Source organism: Streptomyces sp. NPDC007983, from assembly GCF_042958345.1.
GTDB lineage: Bacteria > Actinomycetota > Actinomycetes > Streptomycetales > Streptomycetaceae > Streptomyces.
In genome coordinates, this window is sequence record NZ_JBIBJI010000030.1 from 62,790 (window position 1) to 71,804 (window position 9,015).

Consider the following 9,015-nt stretch of genomic DNA (forward strand, 5'->3'; position numbering starts at 1 on the left):
CGTTTCCCTTCGGGAAGCGCCCGCTGTGCGGTCATGTCAGCACGTGTTGGCGGCGCGCCAGGTGACCTTGTGCACGGTCGTCGGGTTGTAGAAGAACTGTCTGCTGAATTTGTCCCTCGTGACGCACACCGTGCCGTCCACCGGGACGGTCCCGTGGTTCAGGTACGTGGTGTACTCCACGTCGACGGCGCGCGACCCGGTGTTCTGGAACACGAACCCGTCGGCGTTTCCGGACCAGTCACCACTGGTCACCAGGACCGGGGTTTCGACGGGTGTGGGGTAGGACGCGAAGGTGGGCCACAGGCAGAAGTTGCCGTCCGGGCAGGCACTGCCGGCGGCACTGACGGCCGCCGACGCGCTGGGCGCGGTGGCGGCGATGCCCGCGAAGGCGGCGGATAACACCGCGAGAGCGAGGGAGGGCTTACGCATGATGCTTTCCTTTCGAGGACGCGACCCTGGAAACGACGGTGAACCTACCGAGGGGCTCAGCACTGGGCCAGGGACATTCACGCCGGGATCAACCAGCAGGCGAGCTTCCGAGTCCGCACAAATGCCGACAGCCTCACGCGATCGTCCGATCGACATCGCCCCAGGTGACGCGGTGAAACGCGCCGAACCTTGTCACGTTACGGTGTGAAACCGACAACCACGGTTGAGGGCTCCCTCATGTCTTACGTCACGATCCCAGAAAGAACCCGATGAGAAAGATCATCCTCGACTGCGATCCCGGGCACGACGACGCGATCGCCATGCTCCTGGCACACGGCAATCCCGCAGTCGAACTGGTCGCCGTCACCACCGTCGTCGGCAACCAGACCCTGGAGAAGGTCACACGCAACGCCCTCTCGGTCGCGCGCATCGCGGACATCACCGGCGTACCCTTCGCCGCAGGCTGCTCCCGCCCTCTGGTGCGCACCGTCGAGACGGCCCCCGGGATCCACGGCGAGAGCGGCATCGACGGCCCCGCGATGCCCGAGCCCACCCTCTCCTTGGACCCTCGCCACGCCGTCGACCTCATCATCGACACCGTGATGGCCCACGAGCCCGGCGAGATCACCCTCGTCCCCACCGCGGGCCTGACCAACATCGCCCTGGCCGTACGCAAAGAGCCCCGCATCGCCCAGCGCGTACGCGAGGTCGTCCTGATGGGCGGCGGCTACCACACGGGCAACTGGAGCCCCGTCGCCGAGTTCAACATCAAGATCGACCCCGAGGCCGCCCACATCGTCTTCAACGAGAGCTGGCCGCTCACCATGGTCGGCCTCGACCTCACCCACCAGGCGCTCGCCACCCCGGAGGTCCTCGACCGCATCGCCGGAGTCGGCACCGCCCCCGCCGCCTTCGTCACCGAACTCCTGGACTTCTTCGGCGCCATGTACCTCAAGGAACAGGGCTTCGAACACCCCCCGGTGCACGACCCCTGTGCCGTCGCGTACGTCATCGACCCCACCGTCATGACCGTCCGCAAGGCCCCGGTGGACATCGAACTCACCGGCACTCTCACCCTCGGCATGACCGTCACCGACCTCCGCACCCCCGCCCCCGACGACTGCCACACCCAGGTGGCGGTCACCCTGGACCACCAGCGCTTCTGGGACCTGATCGTGGACGCCCTCGAACGGATCGGTGACGTACGCGCATGAACCCCTTCTCCACCGAACCGGCCCGTGCCCCGGCCGCCGCCACAGGCGGCAAGAGCCCCGTCCGGATCTGGGTCCTGGTCACCGCGCTCCTCACGGCCTGCTTCGCCTTCCAGCTCAACGCGAGCATGCTCAGCCCCGCCCTGAAGAGCATCGAGGACTCCCTCGGGGCGACCTCGGCCGACGTCGGCCTGACCCAGACCGCGTTCTTCACCTCGGCGGCCCTCTTCTCGCTCTTCCTGCCCCGCCTGGGCGACCTCATCGGCCGACGCCGGGTCCTGGCCGGAATGCTGGCCCTCATGGCCGTCGGCTGCGTGATGGCAGCACTCGCCGAGAGCATCCCCGTGCTCTTCGCGGGCCGCGTCATCCAGGGCGTGTCCGGACCCACCGTGCCGCTTTGCCTGATCATGCTGCGCAACGAAGTCCACGACCCGAAGAAGTACGGCACCCTTCTCGGCGTCATCACCGCCGTCAACGGAGGCGTCGCCGGCGTCGACTCCCTCGCGGGCGGATACCTCGCCGACCACCACGGCTTCCAGGCCATCTTCTGGGCCATGGCCGCCGTCGCCGCACTCGCCACCGTCCTGGTCGCCACCCTCACCCCCGAGTCGGTCGCCACCAAAGCCGCGGATGCTGAAAGCCGCATGGACTGGCCCGGGGTCGCGCTCCTGGTCGTCTCGGTCGGAGCGGCCCTGATCGCCCTGAACGAGGCCGGGAAACTCGCCGACGCCAACTGGCCGCTCGTCGCAGCCCTGTTGGTCGTCACCGCCATCGCCTTCGCCCTGTTCTGGCGCACCGAGGCCCGCGGCAGCCACCCCCTGGTCGCCACCCACCACCTCAGGCAGCGCTCCACCTGGGCACTGCTGCTGACCACCGTGCTCACCATGACCGGCGTGTTCGCCGTCATGAACGGCCTGATCCCCGCCTTCGCCCAGGACGCACAGGCAGGATTCGGCATGACCGCCGAACAGTCCGCCTGGTGGACCCTGATCCCGTACGCGCTCGCAGGCCTGGCCATGGGCCCTCTCGCCGGCCGCCTCGCCGCCACACACGGCTACGGCCGCATCCTGCGCACCGGCCTCATCGGCGCGACCGCCACCCTCGCCCTGATGCTCCTCACCCTGCGGTCCGACTCCCGCCTGCTGCTCCTGGCGGCGTCGATCCTCATCGGCATCACCTACGCGGGCGTGGGCAACATCGTCCTCAACGGTCTCGGCATCGTCCTCTCCCCGAAGGAGAACCCCGGCTTCCTGCCGGGCCTGAACGCGGGCGCCTTCAACCTCGGCGCGGGCCTCAGCTTCGCCCTCGTCTACGCGGCGCAGACCGCCGCCGAGCCCGCGGACAAGACGTCCACCACCGGATACGGCGCCGGCATCATCACCGGAGCCGCACTCATCGCCGCCGCCTTCGCGACGTCCTTCCTCATTCCCAAGCCGGTGGAGGCGGAAGCGACGCCGTGACACCACCTATCGGCCATGCCTCCGAACACGGGGCGACGGCCACCTCGGGCCCGGTGATGGTGGTGAACGCGGGATTCACCACGGCCGTCACACCCCGGCGCGTGCTCGGCGTCCCGCCTCGCCCCACCGGCGCTGATCCGCTGGCTGTTCATCGGCTGTTGCCGACCATCCTCGGCGCCCCCATCGCCGCGGTCGCAGCCCAGCTCGCCGGTGCCCTGCCGGCCATCGGGGTGCAGCCGCCGGGCTCCTCACGGTGACAGCAGGACTGGTCAAAATCCGAAGGGCCCGGTCGTCCGGCACGTCAGGAGGAGAAACCGTGAGCACGGATCAGGACCGGGAGCACAGCCGCGTTGCGGGGAGGCGGGGTGCGCCGGTGAAGGGGCGCAGGACGCGGGCGAGCGTGAGGCCGCCGAGCCCGGCACCGATGATCGTGACGTCAGTGGTCATGGTGGTTCCTTGCTGTCGCACGCCTGCCGGATGGGCACCCGGCAGGATCTCTGTGGAAGGTTCCAGACCCCGCCGAAAGACCACCGACAACGGACCGACAGCCACCGATACGTGACCGACACCGCGGCTTTTCCGTCCGACTGTGACCCGTACCCCTGTCGCCGTGGCGATGCCGACGCTCCAGGAGCTCGGTGAAGTCGCGGAGAGCAGGCGGATCAAAGCCCTCACCACACAGCGGCGCGAGCAGTGGACGGCATTCGCCCCCGAAGGGCTGCTGGAACTCAGATGCCGCTTTCTGGCGCGGGCTCGGCGAAGGCGCCGGCGGCTGCGGCGAGGGCGGCGGTTCTGGCCGCATGACCGGGCAGGTGCGGGTCGGGTGGTGTGCGCAGGAGCACCAGATGGTGGTACAGCGGCGCGGTGGCGGCGATCAGCAGTCGCCGAGCGTCGGTGCGCGGCGGTAGTTCGCCGCGCCGGACGGCTCGGCTGACGATGACCTCGCAGCGGGCGTACCGGTCCTCCCAGAGCCGCTGTTGGGCGTGGGCGGCTTCCTCGGAGCGGAACGAGGCGGCGATCAGAGCTGCGACGATCGGCGGCTGCGCGATCAGGGCTGCCTGGATCTCCTGGTTCAGAGCTGCCAGGTCGCCTTCCAGCGAGCCGGTGTCCGCTGGCTGCCAGTCGTCGTCGCTCGCCGCGTCGAGAACGTCGGCGAGTAGGCCGCCGACGTCCCTCCAGCGCCGGTACACCGTTGTGCGGTGCACGCCCGCGCGGGCGGCGACGGCGTCCATGCCGAGCCCGTCATAACCGTGTTCGCCAAGTTCCGCGCGGACCGCGTCGAGCACCTGCGTACGAATACGGGCGGTGCGGCCCCCGGGTCGGCGTCGCCTCGGCGTCGCCGTCGGCGGGGAGCCTTCCGGTCCTGGGGCTTCGGGAGTCATCGCTGGAAATCCGTTTGCTCAGGGGACGGCGTTGTGACAGCATCTTAATGCATCAGTTGTCGCACTAGTGGAGTGATCGATGCTCTTCCGAAGCGTTCGCCCGACCACACGGCCCTCGACGGCCGCATCGTCCTCGAATGCTTTGGAGTCCCCGCATGCCTACCCAGATCACCGCGCTCGCCGTCAGCAAGTCCTTCGACGACAGGCTCGTCCTTGACTCGGTGACCTGCTCGCTCGCCGTCGGCGAGCGCACCGGGATCATCGGCGAGAACGGATCCGGCAAGACCACCCTGCTGCGCCTGCTCGCCGGGCGTGAACGGCCCGATCAGGGCGACGTAGTCGTCCAGGCCGCCGGCGGCGTCGGCTATCTCGCCCAGGACGAGCGGCCGGCCCGGCAGGCGACCGTCCAGCAGATCATCGACCGGGCCCTGAGCGATCTGCGCGCCGTCGAGCAGCGCATGCGCCGTCTGGAGGCGGCGATGGCCAATGGCGACGAGTCGGGCATGGCCGAGTACGGCGAACTGATGACGGTCTTCGAGCTGCGCGGCGGCTACGACGCCGACGCCCGTGTCGAACGTGCCCTGCACGGCCTCGGCCTCGGGCTGGTGAGCCGTGACCGTGCCGTCGGCAGTCTGTCCGGTGGAGAACAGGTCCGGTTACGGCTGGCGGCCGTCCTGGCGGCCGCGCCGGAGGTGCTGCTGCTCGACGAGCCGACCAACCATCTCGACGAGAGCGCCCTGAGCTGGCTGGAAGAACACCTGCGCACCCGGCGCGGCACCACGGTGGCGGTCTCCCACGACCGCGTCTTCCTCGAACGTGTCGCCACCAGCCTGCTGGAGGTGGACGCCAACCGCCGCCGCGTCGTCCGGTACGGCAACGGCTACACCGGCTACCTCGCCGAGAAGACGGCTGCCCGGCAGCGCTGGGCTCAGGCGTACGATCAGTGGCGGGCCGATGTCGACCGGCTCCGCGAGACCGCCGCGACCACCGCCCGCCAGGTGGCCCCCGGCCGTCCGATGAAGGACGGCAACAAGATGGCCTACGACCGGGCTGGCGGCCGAGTGCAGCGGTCGCTGGCCAGCCGGGTACGCAACGCCGAGGAACGGCTGCGCCGCCTGCTTGCCGACCCGGTCCCGCCCCCGCCCGAGCCGCTGCGCTTCACCCCCGTACTGCGGGCCCGCCACCTCCGGAGCGCCGTACTCGACGCCGCGGACATCGCCGTCACCGACCGGCTCGACCGCACGAGTCTCACCGTCACGGCGGGCGAACGCCTGCTGATCACGGGGCCGAACGGAGCGGGCAAGAGCACCCTGCTCGGCGTCCTGGCCGGAGAAGTCGCCCCTGACAGCGGGAGCGTCACCCGCCGCGGCAGGATCGGCCACCTCCCCCAAGAGCCGCACCCCGGGGAACCGGACGAGACCGTGCTGGCCGCCTTCGCCCGTGGACGGGCGGGGGAGGCCGCCGGGTACACCGAACAACTGCTGTCCCTCGGCCTGTTCGACCGAGACCAGCTCACGGTGCCGGTCGGCCGGCTGTCCACCGGGCAGCTGCAGCGTCTCGCCCTGGCGCGATTGCTCAGCGAGCCCTCCGACGTCCTGTTGCTCGACGAACCCACCAACCATCTGTCGCCCGCCCTCGTCGAGGAGCTGGAGGCCGCTCTCTCCGGGTACGACGGCGCCATCGTCATCGTCAGCCATGACCGCCGGCTGCGTCGGCGCTGGCGGGGCGCCCACCTGGCCATGCGCGCGACCTCGACGTCCGCCGCCACGTGCTGAGGTCCTCCGGGCCCGCCGACACCCCTTCAGGAAGGGAAGCAACTCGTGATGCCACCTGTTCCCGCCGACCCGACCGTGCTCCATCCGATGCCCGGGCAGCCGCGGGTGGTACTGCTGAAGCCGCTGGTCACCTCGCCGCTGATCGAGGTCGGGGAGTTCTCCTACTACGACGACCCCGATGATCCGACGGCCTTCGAGACTCGCAACGTGCTGTACCACTACGGACCGGAAAAGCTGATCATCGGGAAGTTCTGCGCGCTGGGTGAGGGCGTGCGGTTCATCATGAACGGCGCCAACCACCGCATGGACGGCCCCTCGACGTTCCCCTTCCCGATCATGGGTGGTTCCTGGTCCGAGCACTTCGACCTCATCACCGGCCTGACCGGACGGGGGGACACCGTGGTGGGCCATGACGTCTGGTTCGGTTACCGGGCCATGGTGATGCCCGGCGTCCGCATCGGGCACGGAGCGATCATCGCTTCCGGCTCCGTCGTCGTCGACGACGTCCCCGACTACGGAATCGTCGGCGGCAACCCCGCCCGCCTCATCCGCCGCCGCTACAGCGATGCGGACGTCAACCGCCTCCTGGCCCTGGCCTGGTGGCACTGGCCGCTCCAGCACATCACCGAACACGTCCACACGATCATGTCCGGCAGCATCGACGACCTGGAAAACGCAGCGGCCGCACAGACGGCAGAGGCATGTCAAGGCCCGCCGCCGGCTTCGTCCCACCACAACCCGTTCGCCGACTGACTTCGCGCCCATGCCGTCCGCTCACCCACCTCGACCGGCACATCGGGTGGTGTGGTGGTCGGACTGGCCCGCGCGCCGGGCGGCCCCGGCCGATCGCGTGGGGCGGGGGCGGGGCAGCTCAAGCAGCGTGTGCTGACGTGCCTCTTCCGGGTAACGGCGGCCGGGTCATCGTACGCATGGCTGCCAACGCACTGCGGCAACGGCAGCCCGGGAAGACTTCCCACATCGACGGCGCTTCGGTCCCTGCGGGGGTGAGCGGCAACCTGACCAGGGACCCCAATTCCAGTACCGGTATAGTATGGCCGGTATAGTTATTGGTTACGTGAGAAGGACGCCGCATGATCGAGATCCTGAGCTCCACCCAGCTGGCCCGAGCAAAAGACACCGGCGCCCTGGTCGCTGACATCCTGCAGACGCTGAAGAGCCGTAGCACGATCGGCACGAACCTTCTGGACATCGACCGGTGGGCCAAGGCCATGATCGTCGAGGCGGGAGCGCTGTCCTGTTACGTCGACTACGAGCCGTCCTTCGGACGCGGCCCGTTCGGCCACTACATCTGCACGGCCGTCAACGACGCAGTGCTCCACGGACGGCCATACGACTACACGCTCGCAGACGGCGATCTGCTGACCCTCGACCTCGCCGTCTCCCAAGGCGGAGTTGCCGCAGATGCTGCCATCAGCTTCATCGTGGGCGACGCACAGCCCCCGGAGAGCGTCGCGATGATCAGTGCCACCGAACGCGCGCTGGCCGCAGGGATCGCCGCCGCCGGGCCCGGGGCTCGCATCGGCGACATCTCCCACGCCATCGGCACGGTCCTCAGCGAGGCGGGGTACCCGATCAACACTCAGTTCGGAGGTCATGGCATCGGGTCAACGATGCACCAGGACCCGCACGTTTCGAACACCGGTCGGCCTGGCCGTGGATACAAACTGCGCCCTGGGCTGCTGCTGGCACTGGAGCCGTGGATCATGGCGGACACCGCTGAACTCGTCACTGATGCCGACGGATGGACGCTCCGAAGCGCGACAGGCTGCCGGACGGCACACACTGAGCACACGATCGCTATCACCAGCGACGGAGCCGAAATCCTCACCTTGCCGAAGCAGGCGCAGCTGTGAGGTTGGAGCCTCCGTGTTCCTCTTCTCCAAGCACGGCATCGCGAATCGTGGTTGAAATGAAAGGCCGCCAAGGCCTCACGCCGTCGCTGCCCTGACTGGTGGCAATTCAGCGAGGTCGCGGCCCGCTTCCAGGTGTCCTGGCCCACGATGAAGCGGGTCCGATCGCTAGCTCGCCGGCGGGTCCATGCAGGATCGATCGGACGACGAGACCGCTACGCGCCGTCCGGTGGCTTGCCCATCATGGCGTCACCGTCGATCGAATGCTCTCGGACAATGGCAGCGCCTACCCATCTCACCTGTTTGGGCTAGGGGGTGGACTGTGAGGACCGTGCTCGAGCGGCCACATACTCCTGGGCCTTCACCAAGTTCGAGGTCAGATCAGCGATCGAATCGAGCACCAACCGGTGATCCGTCCAGGGCTCGTATTCGGCCCGTCGCTGCTGAACCGCTTCCCAGGTCGGCTCCTCGAAGCCCTCAATGCCCCGGGACCGGCGCTCCAATCGCTGACGATGTACCCGCGGGTCCGAGCAGACCACCTCGATGAACGCCAGTGGCACCCGGCGGAGGTCGGCCAGCGCCCGCCACTGCTGGCGGGCAACCTCCACCGCGTTCACAGCGTCGATGATCATGCTTTGGCCCAGCCCCAGCACCCCGTCCGCCACTGCCTCGGCAACGAGGTAGGCCGCCAGCCCCGTGGGCTGACCGCGGCTGGTCCTCGAGGTCCCTTCGACGGGTCCGACGTCGTGCAGGTGAATCGGCTGGTGGAGATCGGACCACCCTGAAGCCGCTCTAGTACTGCAACGGTGCTTGCCGTGACTGGTGGCCAGCTCAGTCGTTGGTGTGGTTATGGGTGGAGACCTTGCTGATGTCAGGTTGTGGGCGGG

The 9,015-nt window shown here is 68.9% G+C and carries 9 protein-coding genes and 1 pseudogene; 7 read left to right on the forward strand and 3 right to left on the reverse strand.

Translation table 11 applies throughout. The features are described from left to right. Positions 1-36 precede the first annotated feature (36 nt). Complete coding sequence (locus tag ACFZCY_RS42205; protein ID WP_391186351.1) at positions 37-429, reverse strand: hypothetical protein; 393 nt, start codon at positions 427-429, stop codon at positions 37-39. A gap of 269 nt (positions 430-698) precedes the next feature. On the opposite strand from ACFZCY_RS42205, the gene ACFZCY_RS42210 reads away from it, so the two are divergent. From ACFZCY_RS42210 to ACFZCY_RS42220, 3 genes are read left to right on the forward strand one after another with little or no spacing between them, the layout of a single operon-like run. Next, on the forward strand, positions 699-1,643 hold the full coding sequence (locus ACFZCY_RS42210) for a nucleoside hydrolase (RefSeq protein ID WP_391186354.1): 945 nt from the start codon (positions 699-701) through the stop codon (positions 1,641-1,643). Continuing rightward, positions 1,640-3,100, forward strand: a complete 1,461-nt coding sequence (locus tag ACFZCY_RS42215; RefSeq protein WP_391186356.1) for an MFS transporter — start codon at positions 1,640-1,642, stop codon at positions 3,098-3,100. The genes ACFZCY_RS42210 and ACFZCY_RS42215 overlap by 4 nt, the downstream gene beginning before the upstream one ends. Beyond that, positions 3,097-3,357 (forward strand): hypothetical protein, encoded by a 261-nt coding sequence (locus ACFZCY_RS42220; RefSeq protein WP_391186358.1) that lies wholly within the window; start codon positions 3,097-3,099, stop codon positions 3,355-3,357. The genes ACFZCY_RS42215 and ACFZCY_RS42220 overlap by 4 nt, the downstream gene beginning before the upstream one ends. A 471-nt stretch (positions 3,358-3,828) precedes the next feature. Here the strand turns inward: ACFZCY_RS42220 and ACFZCY_RS42225 are convergent, their stop codons facing one another. After that, complete coding sequence (locus ACFZCY_RS42225) at positions 3,829-4,482, reverse strand: TetR/AcrR family transcriptional regulator C-terminal ligand-binding domain-containing protein (protein WP_391186360.1); 654 nt, start codon at positions 4,480-4,482, stop codon at positions 3,829-3,831. A 155-nt stretch (positions 4,483-4,637) separates the two neighbouring features. On the opposite strand from ACFZCY_RS42225, the gene abc-f reads away from it, so the two are divergent. The 4 genes and pseudogenes from abc-f to ACFZCY_RS42245 all read left to right on the forward strand — a co-directional run. After that, entirely contained in the window at positions 4,638-6,257 is a 1,620-nt protein-coding gene (abc-f, locus tag ACFZCY_RS42230) for a ribosomal protection-like ABC-F family protein (RefSeq protein WP_391186363.1), read from the forward strand. 48 nt (positions 6,258-6,305) lie between these two features. After that, positions 6,306-7,010: a CatB-related O-acetyltransferase gene (locus tag ACFZCY_RS42235; protein WP_391186365.1), complete on the forward strand. Its 705-nt coding sequence runs from the start codon at positions 6,306-6,308 to the stop codon at positions 7,008-7,010. Between the two features lie 338 nt (positions 7,011-7,348). Continuing rightward, entirely contained in the window at positions 7,349-8,131 is a 783-nt protein-coding gene (gene map, locus ACFZCY_RS42240; protein WP_391186368.1) for a type I methionyl aminopeptidase, read from the forward strand. Between the two features lie 99 nt (positions 8,132-8,230). Then, positions 8,231-8,343 (forward strand): annotated as a pseudogene (locus ACFZCY_RS42245) (IS481 family transposase); the annotation flags it as partial. A 93-nt stretch (positions 8,344-8,436) separates the two neighbouring features. Here the strand turns inward: ACFZCY_RS42245 and ACFZCY_RS42250 are convergent. Further along, positions 8,437-9,015 (reverse strand): AAA family ATPase (locus ACFZCY_RS42250; RefSeq protein ID WP_391186371.1); only part of this gene is annotated, 579 nt, incomplete at its 5' end.

Coding starts and splice junctions, on each gene's coding strand:
- ACFZCY_RS42215 (WP_391186356.1), top strand. CDS start 1,640: ATGAACCCCTTCTCCACCGAACCGGCCCGTGCCCCGGCCGCCGCCACA.
- map (WP_391186368.1), top strand. CDS start 7,349: ATGATCGAGATCCTGAGCTCCACCCAGCTGGCCCGAGCAAAAGACACC.
- ACFZCY_RS42225 (WP_391186360.1), bottom strand. CDS start 4,482: ATGACTCCCGAAGCCCCAGGACCGGAAGGCTCCCCGCCGACGGCGACG.
- ACFZCY_RS42205 (WP_391186351.1), bottom strand. CDS start 429: ATGCGTAAGCCCTCCCTCGCTCTCGCGGTGTTATCCGCCGCCTTCGCG.
- abc-f (WP_391186363.1), top strand. CDS start 4,638: ATGCCTACCCAGATCACCGCGCTCGCCGTCAGCAAGTCCTTCGACGAC.
- ACFZCY_RS42235 (WP_391186365.1), top strand. CDS start 6,306: ATGCCACCTGTTCCCGCCGACCCGACCGTGCTCCATCCGATGCCCGGG.
- ACFZCY_RS42210 (WP_391186354.1), top strand. CDS start 699: ATGAGAAAGATCATCCTCGACTGCGATCCCGGGCACGACGACGCGATC.